A 15,881-nucleotide genomic window follows, 5' to 3' on the forward strand; every position below is an offset into this window, starting at 1 on the left:
CCGGCCAGCCAAACCCAGGCCCAGCGCCATCCCAGAACGGAGATAATCCGGCTGATCAGGGGGGGCAGAACAAAACCGCCCACTCCGCCGGAGGCAAAGAGCAAACCCATGGCCAATGATCTTTTCCGGATAAACCAGTTGTTGATCACGGAGGTAATCGGTATAAACTCGCCGAAGCCAATACCCAGACCGGCCAGGACGCCAAAGAACAGATAAACCTGCCAGAGGGCCCTGACCTGAGACAGGCCGAGGAGACCCAGGGCGGCAATGAAATTGAAGATGATGATATTTCTTCTGGCCCCGAATCTGGCCACGCTCAGACCGGCAACCGGTCCAAGCAGGCCGCCGACAATGAAAAACAGGGTATAGGGTCCGGACAGGGCAGAACGGCTCCAAAGGAAGGTTTGGCTCATGGCCGGTAAAAACACGCCGTAGGCATAGGTGATATTCCCGCACAAGCCGGCATAAGCCGCCATGAGACCGATCAGGATCGTCCATCCGGAGAAAAGCTGCATAGATTAGGCGCTTATTGCTGATACATCGACAAAATTTTGTCGATCAGTTGAGCCGTGGCCCCTCTATCCGTCATTCCGGCAAGATTTAAGCCGGAATCCAGGGACTTTGATTTGCATTTTCTTAAAAAACCTGGATTCCCGATAAAGACACTCGGGAATGACGAAAAAGGGGGGCTACAGTGTTAAGTTAAGGGCCCGTCAGGGGCATCCTCTTCCGGGCAAACTCACAGACGAGGCGTAGATTCTTAAACACATATCTTGAGAATTTTTCTCTAACATTTAATACCTTCCGACCAGTTTATCCGCTTCGACCAACCAGCCTCCACCCATGGATTTATAGAGGTTGACCAGGGCGCGAAAGAGGACTCCCTGGGTTTGCGTATAGGAAAGTTCGGCACTGAAAAGACCCCGCTCGGCATCAAGCACTTCCAGGTAACTGGTATAACCGTTCTCATACCGCACCCTGGCCAACCCCAGATAACTCTGTAAAGCCTCTACCTGTTTTTTTTGCCTGGCTAATTGTTCCCTTGACTTGGCCTGATCGATCAGGGCATCCTCCACCTCTCTGAAGGCGGTCTGGACGGCCTGCTGATAACGGACCAGGGCTTGTTGCTGTAAGGCTTCGGTGGCCTTTATCGTCCCGGCGATCACGCCTGCATTAAAGACGGGCATTGAAATCTGGGCGGTATAATTCCAGGTCCTGGCCGGCCCGCTAAAAAGACTGGACAACTCCGTGCTTTCCAGCCCAAAAAAGCCGGTCAGGGAAATGGAGGGAAAATAAAGGGCCTTGGCCGCCCCGATCCTGGCATTGGCGGCAATCAGGTTTTGCTCGGCCTGGCGGATATCCGGGCGCCTTTCCAGAAGCTGCGAAGGGACCCCGGCCGGAACGGCCGGTAGAATCAGATGGTCCAGGATTTTACCTCTTGGAATCCGACCCGGATGGTGTCCTATCAACAGGCTCAAGGCGTTCTCCTGCTGGAAGATCAGCTTTTGAAGCAATGAAACGGTGGCCAAGGCCGATTGGACCTCCGATTCTATTTGTCTGAGTTCCAATTGCGAGATGAGTCCCCGCTCAAAACGGAGATGGAAGAGTTTGAAAGAATCTTCCCGGCTTTTGGAAGTTCTTTCGGCAATTTCAAGTTGTTTATCCAGGTCCCGGAGGTCGATGTAGGCAATGGCTACTGCGGTCACCACGGTCATCAGGACCCCCCGTCGCCCTTCTTCGGTGCTCAGCAGATCGGCCCGGGCCGCTTCAGTTGCCCGACGGAGACGCCCCCAGATATCGATCTCCCAACCGGCAGTCAGGAGGGCCTGAAAATCATAATAGGGGTTGTCGGTTGTTGAAGACCGCGGGGGATTGCTGTATTGGGTCAGGGACTTTCTCTGGACCATCCCCGTGGCATCCGCCTGGGGGAAGAGCGCGGCCCTGGAAAAGCCGTACCGTCCCATGAATTCCTCGACCCTCAAGGCGGCGATTTTAAGATCCAGGTTCTCCTTAAGGGCCGTGGCGATCAACTCATTCAAGACCGGATCATCGAACTGCCCCCACCAGGCGGTATTAGCCCAATCCTGGGCTTCTTTTTCTTCAAAACGCCAGGATGAAGGGACATCCATTGCCGGGCGCCGGTAATCCGGCCCGAGGGTGCAGGCCGAGATTATCAGAACCGAGAAGAGAGCGGTGATCCCTTTAAACATGGTTGGCCTCCTTTTCATCCTCCCGGTGTTTTTTCTTTCTGCGCCTGAAGATTTTTTCTACCACATAAAAAGTCACCGGGATCAGAAAAATGGCAATGACCGAAGCGGCGGTGGTCCCTCCCATGACCGCCGTACCCATAATCCGCCGGGCTACGGCACCGGCGCCCGAGGAAAAAACCAGGGGCAGCACACCCAGCAGAAAGGCGAAGGAGGTCATCAGGATCGGCCGGAGACGCAAGCGGGCACCCTCGAGGGCGGCCTCATCCAAAGGGCTTCCCCCCTCATGTCTTGTCTTGGCGAACTCGACGATCAGGATGGCATTTTTGGCCCCCAGACCGATGAGGACGATGAGACCGATTTGGGCATAAACGTTATTCACCTGGCCGGTGAGCCATATTCCGGCGAAGGCCCCGAAAACAGCCACCGGTGTGCAGAGAAGCACGCTGAACGGCAGGGACCAGCTCTCATAAAGGGCCGCCAGGATGAGGAAGACACAGAGGAGGGAAAAACCGAAGATGGCGGAAGCGGGGATACCCTCCTGGGCCTTTTTTTCCTGAAAGCTCATACCGATGTAGTCGAGGCCCATCTCCCCCGGCATGGTCTGATGAAAAACCTCTTCCAGGGCCTTCATGACCTGGCCCGAGCTGAAACCGGGTTTGCCCATGGCATTGATCTGGGCTGAGCGATAAAGGTTATAGCGCATAGTGAACTCCGGACCGGGGCGGTTCTCCATGGTGGTCAAAGCCGAAAGGGGCACATGGTCCCCCTTGTCGTTATCCACATAGAATTGCCGGATGTCTTCAGCCTTGGTGCGGTACTCCCCTTCAGCCTGGACAAAGACCTGCCACTGGCGCCCGAAGCGGTTAAAAAAGTTTACGAAATAGCCGCCCATAAAGGCCTGGAGGGTCTGGTAGACCTCCCCAAGGTCAACCCCCTGTTTGAGCACCTTGTCGCGGTCCACCTTGACAAAGAGCTGTGGAACCGAAGGAAGAAAGGTAGTCGTCACCCTGGCCAGCTCCGGCCTTTTCCTGGCCCCGTCCAGAAATTTGTTGACGTTTTCCGCCAAAAAAGAAAGGGGTTTGCCTGCCCGGTCCTCGAGCACCAGGGTGGCTCCGCCGGCCAGACCGATTCCTTGTATGGCCGGGGGCGGAAAGGCAAAGGCCACAGCCTGGGGCAACTGGCTTAATTCACTGTTCAGGTGGGCCATAACCGCCTGGTATTGTTCCTCCGGCCTTTTTCGGTCCTTCCACTCTTTGAGGGTTACAAAGAAGAACCCGCTATAGGTATTTTGGGCAATGCTCATCAGGCTGATGCCGACGATGGTCTGGTAGTGTTCGACACCCGGGGTCTTCCTGATGATCTCCTCAATCTTTCGGCAGGTGGCGTCCGTCCTTTGTAGAGAGGCGGAATTGGGCAGAGTCACGTTGATGTACATATAGCCCAAATCTTCTTCCGGCAAAAACCCCACGGGGATCCCTTTGCCGAAAAGACCGCCCAGGATGGCGATGCCGGCTAAAAGAATGAGACTCAAGACGCTCTTGCGAATCAAGGTCCCGCAGACCCGGATATAGCCTTTTGAGGCCCGGCTGAAGGACCGGTTGAACCAGGCGAAGAAGACCCCTAAAGGTCCCCGGGTCTCTTTCCCCGGCTTGTGCAGCAGGGCGCAAAGGGCCGGGCTCAGGGTCAGGGCGTTGAAGGCCGAGATGAGAACCGAAATGGCGATGGTCACGGCAAACTGCTGATAGAGCCTTCCGGTGATGCCCGGTATGAATATGGTCGGCACAAAGACGGCGCTTAAAATCAAGGCGATAGCCATCACCGGCCCGGAAACCTCCTTCATGGCCTTGAACGAGGCCTCTTTCGGGGAGAGGCCTTCCTCGATGTGACGCTCTACCGCCTCCACAACGATGATGGCGTCATCCACCACCAGGCCGATGGCCAGCACCAGGCCGAAAAGCGACAGGGTATTGATGGAGAACCCCAGCAAGGGGAAGACGGCAAAGGTGCCGATCAGGGAGACCGGAACGGCCAGGGCCGGAATAAGGGTCGCCCGCCACCCCTGAAGAAAAAGGTAGACCACCAGGATAACCAGGAGCAGGGCCTCCAAAAGCGTAATAACGATCTCCTTGATCCCCTCGTTGATGGACTTGGTGGTATCCAGGGCGACCGTATAATCGAGGTCGGCCGGAAACCTTTTTTTGGCTTCGTTCATCAACTTTTTAATGGCCTGGACCGTTGTTAAGGCGTTGGAACCGGGCAACTGATAGATGGCCATGATCCCGGCCGGCTTCCCGTCGATTCGGCCGTTGATGGCATAACTTTGGGTCCCCAGTTCAATCCGGGCCACGTCCTTCAGCCTGACGATCGACCCGTCGGGGTTGGCCCGGACCACAATCTCGCCAAATTCCTCCTCCGAAACCAGACGGCCCTGGGCGCGCACGATATAGGTGTATTCCTGGCCGGGCGGGGCCGGCTCACTGCCGACTTGTCCGGCCGGATTGACCGTATTCTGTTTCTGGATGGCGCCGATAATATCGGGAACGGTCAGGCCCAGCTTGCCCAGGGTATCGGGTTTGACCCAGATACGGATGGCATAGGGACCGGCGCCGAAAATGGCCACCTGGCCGATGCCGGGCACCCGCAGGAGCTGATCGACCAGATTGATATTGGCGTAGTTGGCTAAAAAGGCGGCGTTGTAGCTGCCTTTAGGGGAGGTGAGGCCGATGAGCATCATCGGTGCGGCCCTGGATTTTACCATGGTTACGCCGTAATTGCGCACATCGATGGGCAGTTGGGGTTGGGCCTGGTTCTGCCGCATCTGGGTAAAGATCAAATCCGTGTTGGGGTCGGTCTTGACATCGAAATTGACGAACATCCGCATCGTTCCATTACTGGCATTCACGGAATACATATAGTTCATATTGTCCACGCCGCTGATCTGCTGTTCGATAGGGGTGGCCACGGATTGTTCCACGGTTTCGGCGTCGGCACCGGTATAGGTGGTGTAGATCTGGATCTCCGGTGGAACGATCTCCGGGAATTGGGCCACCGGCAGTCCCACCATGGCCACCAGGCCCAGGATGACAAACAAGATAGAGATGACCATGGCCACAATGGGACGGTTGATAAAAAACTTCGACATCCGGCCTACCCCCTATTTTTTCCCTGTCTTTTGAATCGCCGGCTGAGGCCCGGCCGTATTGGCCATCCCGGAATCAGAACGGAAGGGCCTGGTCGCCACCACCATCCCATCCTTGATCTTCTGAAGCCCTTCGATGACGACCTGCTCGCCGGGATTAAGGCCTTCTTCGATCACCCAAAGATTGCCGACCCGTTCGGCCGCTTTGACCTGCCTGATGGAAACCTTATTATCCGGGCCGACCACGGCCGCCTGATATTTTCCCTGTAATTCGATGACCGCCCGCTGGGGAACCAAAAGCGCCCCTTTCTTGACCATAATCCGGGCACGAATCCGGGCAAATTGTCCGGGGCGCAGCACATTTCCCGGATTCTTGAACAGGGCGGCTACCTTGATCGTCCCGGTTCTCAGGTCCACCTGACGGTCGGCAAAGGCCAGTTTCCCCTGAAAAGGATGGACATTGCCGTCGGCCAGGATCAACTCCAGGGGTATCTGCTGGGTCTTTCCATTCCCGTTAGCCATATATTTCAGGTACTCCTGTTCGCTCATCGGGAAATAGACCTTGATCGGGTCCACAGTGGAGACGGTGGTCAGTTCCTCGATGGAACCGGGTCCTACCAGGTTACCCAATTGGGCCCTGGCAATACCGGCGATCCCATCAATGGGAGATATGATCCTGGTAAATCCCAGATCGACCTGGGCCTTATCGACCACCGCCTGGGCAGCCACCACCGCGGCCAAGGTGACCCGTTCCGTGGCCACGGCCTCATCGAAGTCTTTCTGGCTGACGGCCTTCTGGGCTACCAGGGGCTTGATCCGTTCGAGATTGGCCCTGGCGTTTTCCCATCGGGCCCGCTGCTCGGTAAGCTGCCCCCTGGCCTGATCCAAAGTCGCCTGGAGAAACCGGGGGTCGATTTTAAAGAGGACCTGCCCTTTGAGGACAAAATCCCCTTCCTTATAATCCTGCTCGACCAGGTACCCCTGGACCTGGGCCCGTATGGTGGCGTTGACAAAACCATCCGTAGAAGCGGTCCATTCCGAATGGATCGGTACATCCTTCAGGAGAACAGGGGCAACTTCAACAATGATTTTAGAGAAACCTTCTTTCGCTTGATTTTTTTTGCATCCTATCGAAAAAAGCGTTATCCCAAACATCAGAAGAATGCCTGCGGACCAAAGCACTCTTAACCCATTTCTACCAATCATTCAAAATCCTCCTTGTCGACGGGGTCAACCGGTTCACAACCCTCTTCCTTGTCGGAACGCCTATTACCCAACTTTGGAGATTTGTTTCAGACCCCCAGGGACCAAACCCCTCCAAGAGCCTATATCTGTTTAATTTTGTTTGAATTTATTTTCAGGAAAAAGAGTATAGGATAGGAAGGAAAGAGCGTCAAGGAGAAAAACAATACTCAATAAGAAGGTTGCCAAATCCATTAAAATTTGATAGTTTCATAAAAAAAACAAGGATAGAAATTTAAATCCTTTTACGTAACAGGAGACTCGATGATCAGAGAGCTTCAGGTAAAAAAAATAACCCAGGCCGTTAAACGGTTATGTATTGAAGCCAACGAAAACCTTGGCGAAGATGTCCTTAACTGCTTTCAGCAAGCCTTGCAGAAAGAAATATCCCCGGTTGGGAAAGAGATTCTGGAACAATTGATCGAAAACGCCCGGATCAGTAGGGAGGAGCATCTGCCCATGTGCCAGGATACCGGACTGGCGGTAATTTTTTTAGAAATCGGCCAGGACCTGCATCTGACCGGCGGTGACTTGAAAGAGGCCGTCAATCAGGGGGTCCGAGAGGGGTATGGAGAAGGCTATCTGCGTAAATCGTCCTGCCATCCTTTTACCAGGGCCAATACCGGGGATAATACGCCGGCCGTCATCTATATCAATGTGGTCCCCGGTGAGCGGCTTAAAATTTGGGTTGTCCCGAAAGGCGGCGGCAGTGAGAATATGAGCCGTTTATTTATGCTTCCCCCCTCGGCCGGGCTCCCTGGAATCAAGGAGAAAATTGTAGAAACCGTCAAGGAGGCCGGGCCAAACCCCTGCCCTCCGACCATTATCGGCGTGGGCATCGGCGGAACCTTTGAACAGGCCGCCTTGCAGGCCAAAAAGTCTCTGCTCCGTCCCCTTGGGAGCCCGAACCCTGATCCCGAGCTGGACCGGCTTGAGATCGAACTGCTGGAAATGATCAATAAACTCGGAATAGGCCCCCAGGGTTTGGGAGGCCGGACGACCTCCCTGGCCGTCCATATCCGGCTTCTGCCCTGCCACATTGCCAGTCTTCCCGTAGCGGTCAATATCCAGTGCCACGCCAGCAGGCATAAGGAGATTACCTTATAAAAATAAGGGGCAAATTGGTCAAAGACAAGAAATTGATTTTTGGTTCAGATTTGTAAGTTCGGAGTACGGAGTTCGGAGTTAATAGTTTTTACGCCGGACAATTCACTAATAACTCCGAACTCAATACTCCGAACTCATAACTGCAAACACTTTTACCAATAAAGGGTTATTTATGTCCAAAACAGTCACTCTAACCACCCCCTTAACCGACGAAATGGTATCTTCCCTTGAGATTGGAGACAAGGTTTTTTTAAACGGTGTCGTTTATTCGGCCAGAGACGCTGCCCACAAAAGGTTAATTGACCTGTTGGATGCCGGGAAACCGCTCCCCTTTGACCTTAAGGGACAGGTTATCTATTATGTCGGCCCCTCCCCTGCAAAACCGGGGCGGGTAATCGGGGCGGCCGGCCCGACTACCAGTTATCGCATGGACCCCTATGCGCCCCGATTGATGGAACTGGGTCTGAAGGGGATGATCGGCAAAGGGAAACGGTCCCCGGCCGTAAAAGAGGCCCTAGTCAAATATAAGGCCGTTTATTTAGGGGCCACCGGTGGGGCCGGGGCCTTGATTTCCCGGGCCATCAAAGCCGCGGAAGTCATTGCCTATGAGGAATTGGGTCCTGAAGCCATCCGCCGGATGGTGGTGGAAAACTTCCCGGCTGTGGTCATCAACGACAGTCTGGGACGGGATCTTTACGAGGAAGGCCTTAAAGAATACCAGTTACCGTAGGCGGGAGAATCATTAGTAGGAAAAAAAGTTGCAAGATGCAAGATGCAAGCGTAACAAACCTTGTACCTGTTTTCATGTTTCGTGGCGCCTCAGACGGGTATGTGGATTTAACAAGAGGATGGGTTTAAAACAACTCATTAAGGAGTGTTGGGATGCGAGATAACCGGTCTTTCATTTATTTTAAAGGGATCAGTCTGCTTATCGGCCTTGCAATGATAGCAGGAATGCTATCCTGTACTTCCAGTACGGGCGGCTCCAGCAGTTCCGGCTCGGGTACCGGTACGGGCTGGACGATATCCGTATCGGCCACTCCGACCTCTGCTTCGGCCTCAAATGGGGAAGTTCTGGGGATTGTGGCCGTGGTTAAGGATCGCAATGGAACCCCGGCTGTTAGAGGGACCAATGTGTGTATAAGCGCCTTGAGAGGGGGTTTTGTCAACTCCACTTCAACGGATGGACTGGTCGTGGTTTCCATATGCTCGACTACCTCAAATGACATAGGACAGGTCCAGGCCATTTATACCCCTTTAAAGGTGTATGACGTTGAAATATCAGCCGGAACCTTTAAACAAATGAATCTCCCCATAAGCCCAGGGACAGACACGTTAACCGCTACGGCTATGGGTGTTTCCGGTTCGACCAATGTTCAGGTCACGCCTTAAATAAAATCAGGCCTACCCCTCATGCCCTCAATGGAGCGCCACGAAGCATGAAAATTGGACTGAAGGAATATTACGAATCATGATAACGGGTTTTTATTCCGAAATCCGAATTCTGAAATCCGAACTTAAAGGGTCATCTCCTCCCGCATGACCCGTTTCAAGGTTTTACCGGCCGTGCTCCTCGGGAAATCCTCTTTAAAAACCACCTGATGGACCCGCTGATAAGCAGCCCCTACCCTCTGGTTGATCCAACCTTTCAGTTCATCTTCGGCAACGGCCCCCGGCCGGTATAGGATAACAGCCGCCACCGGGGTTTCTCCCCACTTTTCATGGGGAATGCCGAAAACCGCTACTTCGCGCACCGCCGGGTGTTGGATCACAATTTCCTCAATATCTTTAGGATAGACATTGATCCCCCCGGAGATGATCATGTCTTTCTTCCGGTCCACGAGACAAAGATAGCCGTCCGCATCCATATAACCCAGATCGCCGGTGTAGAGCCAGCCGTCGATAACGGCCTTCTCGGTCAAATCCGGGCGTTTATAGTAACCGGGCATGAGGATTGGCCCCCGGCCGACGATCTCCCCCACCTCACCAACCGGCAGCTCCTGCCGTTGGTCATTCATAATCTTCATCTCAAAAAAGGGCGGGCAGCAGCCCACGGAGGAAAGTTTGGCCGGAAAATCATTCTTATCCAGAATGGTCACGAAACCCTCGGTCAAACCGTAAAGTTCATAGAACCGGCCGGGCAGCCGGCGGTTTAACTCTTCTTTGTGTTCCTTAAGGAGTGGGGCCCCCAAACAGATTAAACATTCCAGGGAGCCACAGGTTTCGAGGCTGAAATTCGGGGAATTAAGCAGGCCGATGATCTGGGCCGGGACCGTATCCACATGGGTAACATTTTCTTCAGAAATGGTCCGGATCATGGCCTCGGCATCAAATTGCGGATGCAGGATGTAGGTAGCCCCCAGATACATGGCCGGCATGAGGGTCAAAAAGGCCCCGTTAAAGACAATGGATCCGGTGTGGAGGATAACGCTCTCCGGCCTGACACGAAAGGCCGAGGAAAAGTGGGTGCAGTACATGGCCCGCACATAATGGGTATGGATGATCCCTTTAGGCAGACCGGTGGTCCCACTGCTGTAAATGATATTGTAGAGGTCCTGATCCATAATCTCGACATCGGGTGGATCATGGTCGCCTGTTCGGACCTTCAAAAAATGGTATCCTTGATACCCTGGGGTGTTGTCGCTGTCGGTCAACAGATAACGATCGGCTTTAATTACCGGAAGCTGTTCTTTGATAGGGTCGAGCACTTCCACGAAGGCCTTATTGGTAACAACCAGGAGGGTGTCCGAATCGTTTAGCAGGCTGACCAGCCCGGTCCCCCTGAGCAAAGGGCTTAAGGGCACCACCACGGCACCGATGCGGGCTACGGCCCAGTAGGTCTCGTAAAGCTCCAGGCAGTTGGGCAGGATGGTGGCTACTTTATCCCCTTTCCGGACCCCCAGATCCCAAAGAACATTAGCCAGCCGATTGACACTTTTATGGAGTTCCAGGTAAGTCAGGCGCTTTTCCTGAAAAACAACGGCCATCTGATGGGGGCGGAAGCGGGCCTGACGGGGCAATAACGTTCCAAGATTCATAAGTCCTCCTTCGAGTGACTGCCTGATAATCTATAACGAAAAATCCCCTCTTTATCCCTCCTTTAAAAAAGGGGGAAGGGGGGATTTCATTTTAAACCCTCATGTCCAGGGGGCGCCGCGAAACATGAAAATATTACTTAAACATGGAGTTAGCTCGTCATTCCGGCGAAAGCCGGAATCCAGGCTAAAGAAAATCCGTAACCCCCTGGATGCCGGATCAAGTCCGGCATGACGGAGAACGATCTGTTTAAATGCTGATAACGTGCTTTTCTTTATCCCCTACACCATCAAATATTTCTTACGCACCTCTTCGCTGGCCTTTAATTCCTCGATGGTGCCTTGATAGCGGATAGTCCCTTTGTCCATGACATAGGCCCGGTCACTCAGGGTCATGGCCAGCCCCACGTTGTGCTCGCAGATGAGCATGGTGACACCTGTTTTTTTGATCTCCATGAGTTGCTCGCCCATGGCCCGAACCACCATAGGGGCCAGTCCTTCCCCGGGTTCATCCAGCAGAAGCAGGGACGGGTTGGTCATCAGGGTCCGGGCGATGGTCAGCATCTGTTGCTCCCCGCCGCTTAAGTGCCCGCCCATATGACTGTCCAGTTCGATCAGCTTCGGAAACAGCGTATAGATCCGGTCCAGATTCCAAAGACCTCCCTGGCGCTCCCTTTTACCCAGAAGAAGGTTCTGGCGAACGGTCAGATCCGGGAAGATCCGACGGTCATCGGGAACAAAGCCCACCCCCATCTGGGCGATGGTGTAAGGAGGTTTGCCGGACACTTCTTTTCCCTGAAATTGAATACTCCCCTTCTTGGGCGGCGTAAGGCCGATGATGCTCTTTAAGGTGGTGGTCTTACCGGCCCCGTTTCTGCCGAGCAGGCAAACCGCTTCCCCCTCTTTTATCTCCAGAGAGATCCCGAAGAGGATATGACTGGTTCCGTAATAGGTATGAATATCTTTGACTTCCAGGATCATGCCGCACCGCCCAGGTAGACTTTTTGAACCTGATCACTGGCCCGGACCTCTTCCGGGGTCCCATCGGCGATCAGGGTGCCCTGGTGAAGGACCGAGATCCGTCGGGCAATCCCGAAGACCACCGCCATATCATGTTCGGTAAAGAGGATGGTCAGACCTTTTTGATCGACTAATTTTTTTATAATTTCCATGATACTGTCGGTCTCCTCGGGAGACATGCCGCAGGTCGGCTCATCCAGGAGGAGCATCTCGGGTTTGGTTCCCAGGGTAACGGCCAGTTCCAGCCTTTTTTTATCCCCATGAGAAATGGAATCGCCGTTGATCCCCGCCTGGTCGGCCAGGCCCACATCTTCCAGAATTTGCCAGACCTCTTCCTTAAAATATTTTTTAGCGGTAGAGAAGAAACGGGTAGTCACCTTCTGGTGGGAGAGAAGGGCCATCAGAACACTCTCATAAACTGTCATTTTGGGATAGATGCTGGTAATTTGAAAGGAACGGGTGATCCCCAACCGGCACCTTCGGTAAGGAGGAAGCTTGGTAATGTCTTGGCCCCTGAAAAAAACCTGGCCGGAATCGGGGAGGTGATAACCGGTGATCAGGTTGAAATAGGTAGATTTTCCGGCACCATTGGGTCCGATAATGGCATGAATATCACCGGGACGTACGGAAAGCGTCACACTGTTGGTAGCCAGGAGTTTTCCGAATATTTTGACTAACTTTTTGGTTTCCAGAATCACGGTTGGGTCACCCTTGCGTTTGCTGGTTTCTATTTTGACGATTTTCCAGTTTTTCCTTGATAAATCCGAGAATCCCTCCTGGCAGGAGAAAGATGACGATCAAAATCAAGGTCCCCATGATAATAGGCCAGAAGTGGGTGAATCCCAGGAGATAGGCATGGATAAAGGTGATCAGGAAGGTCCCCAGGACGGGTCCGAAGAAAAGACCGGCCCCGCCGAGGATGGTGGCCATGACCGGTTCTCCGGATTTGACCCACATCAGAGTCGAAGGGGCCACCGACCGATAAAAGGGCGCCCACAAGGCACCGGCCAGGCCGGCAAAAGCCGCGGAGATGACAAAGGCGATCAACTGATAACGGGCAATGGGGATTCCCAGGAACTCGGTCCGTTCGGAATTTTCGCGCATGGCCTGCAGGGTGTATCCGAAAGGGGAATGGATGATCCGCCACAGGATAAAGGCAGAAAGGCAAAAAACGATCAGAATAAAATAATAATAGGCTATCGGGTCTTTAAAAAATTCCGGGGGAAAGACCCCTTGAATCCCGTCATCCCCGCCGGTAAAATCATGCCATTTATAGATGACCACAAAGATCAATTGCCCGAAGGCCAGGGTCAGGATGGAAAAATAGATCCCCCGGAGCCGGACGCAGAAAAGGCCGACCAGCAGGCCGATCAAGGCCGCGATCCCGATGCCGGCTATAAAACTCAACCAGAAATTGACCTGGAATTTGGTCAAGAGTATGGCCATTCCATAGCCCCCCAGGCCGTAAAAAGCGGCCTGGCCGAAAGGGAGCTGTCCCATATAGCCGAAGAGGAGATTAAAGCTCAGGGCAAAGAGACTCATAACCAGGGCCTCTCCCAGGATCAGCAGATAAAATTCGCTGATCACATGGGGTGCAACCAAGCCGGCTGCTATGAGAAGGATCAGCCACCAGCCCCGCTTAAACCAGTTCTTATTGTCTTCCATCTGTGTTGTTTCCATCCTAAGTCTTCATGTCCCGGTGACACCACGAATCATGAAAATAGTTTACTCCGAACTCTAAACCCCGAACTTGATTTTCCGGACCTTGAATCCTGAACCTTGAACCGTATTTTCGTACTAGCGTTCCGGTCTTCCGAAGATCCCCCAGGGGCGGATGATCAGGACTATGGCCATGACCATGAAAATAAAGGCCAGAGCCAGTTCCGGTTTATACATGATACCGAAAGAATAGACCTGCCCGACAATCAGGGCACCCAGGAGGGTTCCGGGCAGGCTGCCCATGCCGCCGATGACCACCACGGCAAAGCACTCAACGATGATTTCAATATCCATGCCCAGGGCAATGGAACCGTAGGGTGCGGTCACTGCTCCGCTCAGGCCGGCAATCAAGGCCCCCAAGACGAAGATCCAGGTAAACAGCCAGGGTATCGGGATGCCCAGGGCCGAAACCATATCCCGGTCGTGGGCCGCAGCCCGGATGATGTCTCCCAGGCGGGTTTTATAAACCAGCCACCAGAGGAATACCACCAGGGCCAAACCGAGAAGGATGACAAAAAAGTTATAAGACGGGAAAGGAAAACCGAAAAGGAATACCGCCCCGGTGAAGGGTTTGGGTCTGGGAATGGAAAGAAATTCCCCGCCCCAAAACCATTTGACGATATCGGTGATAATCAGGATCAAGGCATAAGTGGCCAGGAGTTGCTCAGGCCAGCCACGGGAATAAAGGCGCCGCAAAATATAGTATTCAATTAAGAGCCCGATGCCTGCCAAAATCAACGCACTGATCAGGGTGGCGATATAGAAACCGACTACCGGGATGAGGAGCCATTTCCAGACACTGTAGGAGATAAAAGCCCCTAACATGTACAGGGATCCGTGGGCGAAGTTCAAGACCCTCAAGACCCCGAAGGTCAGGGAAAGGCCCGAAGCCACCAAAAATAACAGGGCGCCTCGGGCTATCCCGCTTAAGAACTGATTGAAAAGGACATCAAAGGACATGGGAGAATCCTAAATAAAGTCCGATTTCGGATTTTCGATTTCGGATTTCGGAATTTAAAAATCTGGGTTTGATCGCTCCGGGTGGAGCGATACCGGATACTGGATACTTGATGCCGGTTTTAATCCAGTATCGGTATGTTGGTTTTATCCAGCATCCAGTATCCAGCATCAAGCACCCAGCATCTTTTCTTCAACGAACGACCCCCGTCTTTTTCCAAACCTCCCGCACGCCGGCCTCGGACCGCCAGACCTGTTCCCCGGGGACCCGGACCACGTCCTTCCAGACTTTGAAGGGATATTTGGGGTCCTTGGCGATGATCCCCTGGTAAGAAGGCACGCTGCCCATGTGGTCCAAGGGCCGGATGGTGAATTTGCCCCGCAAGCTGTCCAGGCTGATCCCTTCCATGGCCTTGATGACCTTCTCCGTGTCGGATGATTTGGCCTTTTCCACGGCCGCCTTGATCAGATAGACCGAATCATAGGCCTGGACCGCCCAGGAATCCGGATAGGCGCCGCGGGCCTTGCGGTATTTCTCGACGAATTGCATCATCTTGGGATTGGGATCCATAAAGAAACAACCCCGCCCGAAGGCCATGACCCCGTCCGGGGCATCGGCCCCCAGGGCGACAAAGACCGGCAGGTCATAGAGGGCGATAAAGGGGATCTTTTCAAAAAAGCCGTAAGGAGTGGCCTGTTTGGTAAAGGCCACCAAATCGCCTCCGAAAAGGGAGCTATGGACGGCATCGGGTTTCTTGGCCATAATGGCGGTAATAAAAGAGGTGAAATCTTTTTCCCCGGGTTTGGGCCAGGCCTGATAAAGGACCTCGGCATCAGGCACCAGCTTTTTGATTTCTTCTTCAAAGGCGGCCTCTTCCCGGCGGCCGAATTCATAATCCGGGGCAATGGTGCAGAACTTTTTGGCCTGGGGATATTTTTTATTCATGAACCTTGTGGCGGCCACGGCCTCCATATAGGTATTGGGCACCACCTGGGTCACATAAGGGGTGAATTTATCCACCACCTGGCCTTCGGTATTGGCCATACAGGTTACCCTCAGGACCTTATTTTCGGCATGCACCACCTGTACCGCCAGTGCAACGCCGCTGCTGCAAGGTCCGATCAGGAAATTGACCTTTTCCCGAAGGATCAGGTCCTTGGTCTCCCGGGCACCGACGTCGACCTTCATTTCCGTATCCCGGACGATCAAATCCAGTTTACGGCCCAGGACGCCTCCCTTGGCATTGATTTCTTCAACGGCGATCCGGATCCCTTGAACAGCCGATTCGGAAAGCATATAACAAGGTCCGGCAAAATCCCAAATGGCCCCCAGACGGATGGCGTCCTTGGCCCCTGTTTTTATGGCCGCTTCCGCAGCCTTTTTAGCCGGAGCGGGTTTGGCCTGGGCCAGGACCATGGAGGCCATTAATAATGCTACCATACACAAAACAA

General features: G+C 53.6%; 13 protein-coding genes. 3 read left to right on the forward strand and 10 right to left on the reverse strand.

Annotated features, from left to right (window positions below):
• The 4 genes from HY879_21295 to HY879_21310 all read right to left on the reverse strand — a co-directional run.
• Window positions 1-515: MFS transporter (locus HY879_21295; protein MBI5605878.1), on the reverse strand; the 515-nt coding region annotated here is incomplete at its 3' end.
• Between the two features lie 279 nt (window positions 516-794).
• Window positions 795-2,210 (reverse strand): efflux transporter outer membrane subunit, encoded by a 1,416-nt coding sequence (locus HY879_21300; protein MBI5605879.1) that lies wholly within the window; start codon window positions 2,208-2,210, stop codon window positions 795-797.
• Window positions 2,203-5,352, reverse strand: coding sequence for a multidrug efflux RND transporter permease subunit (locus HY879_21305; protein ID MBI5605880.1), 3,150 nt, complete (start codon window positions 5,350-5,352; stop codon window positions 2,203-2,205). The genes HY879_21300 and HY879_21305 overlap by 8 nt, the downstream gene beginning before the upstream one ends.
• Before the next feature lie 12 nt (window positions 5,353-5,364).
• Window positions 5,365-6,555, reverse strand: a complete 1,191-nt coding sequence (locus HY879_21310; protein ID MBI5605881.1) for an efflux RND transporter periplasmic adaptor subunit — start codon at window positions 6,553-6,555, stop codon at window positions 5,365-5,367.
• A gap of 300 nt (window positions 6,556-6,855) precedes the next feature.
• Here HY879_21310 and HY879_21315 point away from each other — a divergent pair, with 300 nt between their 5' ends.
• The 3 genes from HY879_21315 (at window position 6,856) to HY879_21325 (ending at window position 9,090) form a co-directional block, all read left to right on the forward strand.
• Window positions 6,856-7,698: a fumarate hydratase gene (locus HY879_21315; GenBank protein ID MBI5605882.1), complete on the forward strand. Its 843-nt coding sequence runs from the start codon at window positions 6,856-6,858 to the stop codon at window positions 7,696-7,698.
• A 172-nt stretch (window positions 7,699-7,870) separates the two neighbouring features.
• Window positions 7,871-8,428: a Fe-S-containing hydro-lyase gene (locus tag HY879_21320; protein ID MBI5605883.1), complete on the forward strand. Its 558-nt coding sequence runs from the start codon at window positions 7,871-7,873 to the stop codon at window positions 8,426-8,428.
• Window positions 8,429-8,580: 152 nt separating this feature from the next.
• Window positions 8,581-9,090, forward strand: a complete 510-nt coding sequence (locus HY879_21325) for a hypothetical protein (GenBank protein ID MBI5605884.1) — start codon at window positions 8,581-8,583, stop codon at window positions 9,088-9,090.
• Window positions 9,091-9,215: 125 nt separating this feature from the next.
• Here the strand turns inward: HY879_21325 and HY879_21330 are convergent, their stop codons facing one another.
• The 6 genes from HY879_21330 to HY879_21355 form a co-directional block, all read right to left on the reverse strand.
• Window positions 9,216-10,736 (reverse strand): AMP-binding protein, encoded by a 1,521-nt coding sequence (locus HY879_21330; protein ID MBI5605885.1) that lies wholly within the window; start codon window positions 10,734-10,736, stop codon window positions 9,216-9,218.
• Between the two features lie 279 nt (window positions 10,737-11,015).
• The gene (locus HY879_21335; GenBank protein MBI5605886.1) at window positions 11,016-11,711 is read right to left on the reverse strand and encodes an ABC transporter ATP-binding protein; all 696 of its coding nucleotides are present in this window, start codon (window positions 11,709-11,711) and stop codon (window positions 11,016-11,018) included.
• Window positions 11,711-12,451, reverse strand: coding sequence for an ABC transporter ATP-binding protein (locus HY879_21340; GenBank protein ID MBI5605887.1), 741 nt, complete (start codon window positions 12,449-12,451; stop codon window positions 11,711-11,713). Before HY879_21340 ends, HY879_21335 begins: the two co-directional genes overlap by 1 nt.
• A 7-nt stretch (window positions 12,452-12,458) precedes the next feature.
• Window positions 12,459-13,433 (reverse strand): branched-chain amino acid ABC transporter permease, encoded by a 975-nt coding sequence (locus HY879_21345; protein MBI5605888.1) that lies wholly within the window; start codon window positions 13,431-13,433, stop codon window positions 12,459-12,461.
• 117 nt (window positions 13,434-13,550) lie between these two features.
• The gene (locus tag HY879_21350) at window positions 13,551-14,432 is read right to left on the reverse strand and encodes a branched-chain amino acid ABC transporter permease (protein ID MBI5605889.1); all 882 of its coding nucleotides are present in this window, start codon (window positions 14,430-14,432) and stop codon (window positions 13,551-13,553) included.
• A gap of 190 nt (window positions 14,433-14,622) precedes the next feature.
• Window positions 14,623-15,881: ABC transporter substrate-binding protein (locus HY879_21355; protein ID MBI5605890.1), on the reverse strand; the 1,259-nt coding region annotated here is incomplete at its 5' end.

This window comes from Deltaproteobacteria bacterium, from assembly GCA_016219225.1.
Lineage (GTDB): Bacteria > Desulfobacterota > RBG-13-43-22 > RBG-13-43-22 > RBG-13-43-22 > RBG-13-43-22.

What these genes read in the sequence shown, in the direction of transcription:
- HY879_21300 (MBI5605879.1), bottom strand. Translation starts at nt 2,210, where the DNA reads ATGTTTAAAGGGATCACCGCTCTCTTCTCGGTTCTGATAATCTCGGCC.
- HY879_21305 (MBI5605880.1), bottom strand. Translation starts at nt 5,352, where the DNA reads ATGTCGAAGTTTTTTATCAACCGTCCCATTGTGGCCATGGTCATCTCT.
- HY879_21310 (MBI5605881.1), bottom strand. Translation starts at nt 6,555, where the DNA reads ATGATTGGTAGAAATGGGTTAAGAGTGCTTTGGTCCGCAGGCATTCTT.
- HY879_21315 (MBI5605882.1), top strand. Translation starts at nt 6,856, where the DNA reads ATGATCAGAGAGCTTCAGGTAAAAAAAATAACCCAGGCCGTTAAACGG.
- HY879_21320 (MBI5605883.1), top strand. Translation starts at nt 7,871, where the DNA reads ATGTCCAAAACAGTCACTCTAACCACCCCCTTAACCGACGAAATGGTA.
- HY879_21325 (MBI5605884.1), top strand. Translation starts at nt 8,581, where the DNA reads ATGCGAGATAACCGGTCTTTCATTTATTTTAAAGGGATCAGTCTGCTT.
- HY879_21330 (MBI5605885.1), bottom strand. Translation starts at nt 10,736, where the DNA reads ATGAATCTTGGAACGTTATTGCCCCGTCAGGCCCGCTTCCGCCCCCAT.
- HY879_21345 (MBI5605888.1), bottom strand. Translation starts at nt 13,433, where the DNA reads ATGGAAACAACACAGATGGAAGACAATAAGAACTGGTTTAAGCGGGGC.
- HY879_21350 (MBI5605889.1), bottom strand. Translation starts at nt 14,432, where the DNA reads ATGTCCTTTGATGTCCTTTTCAATCAGTTCTTAAGCGGGATAGCCCGA.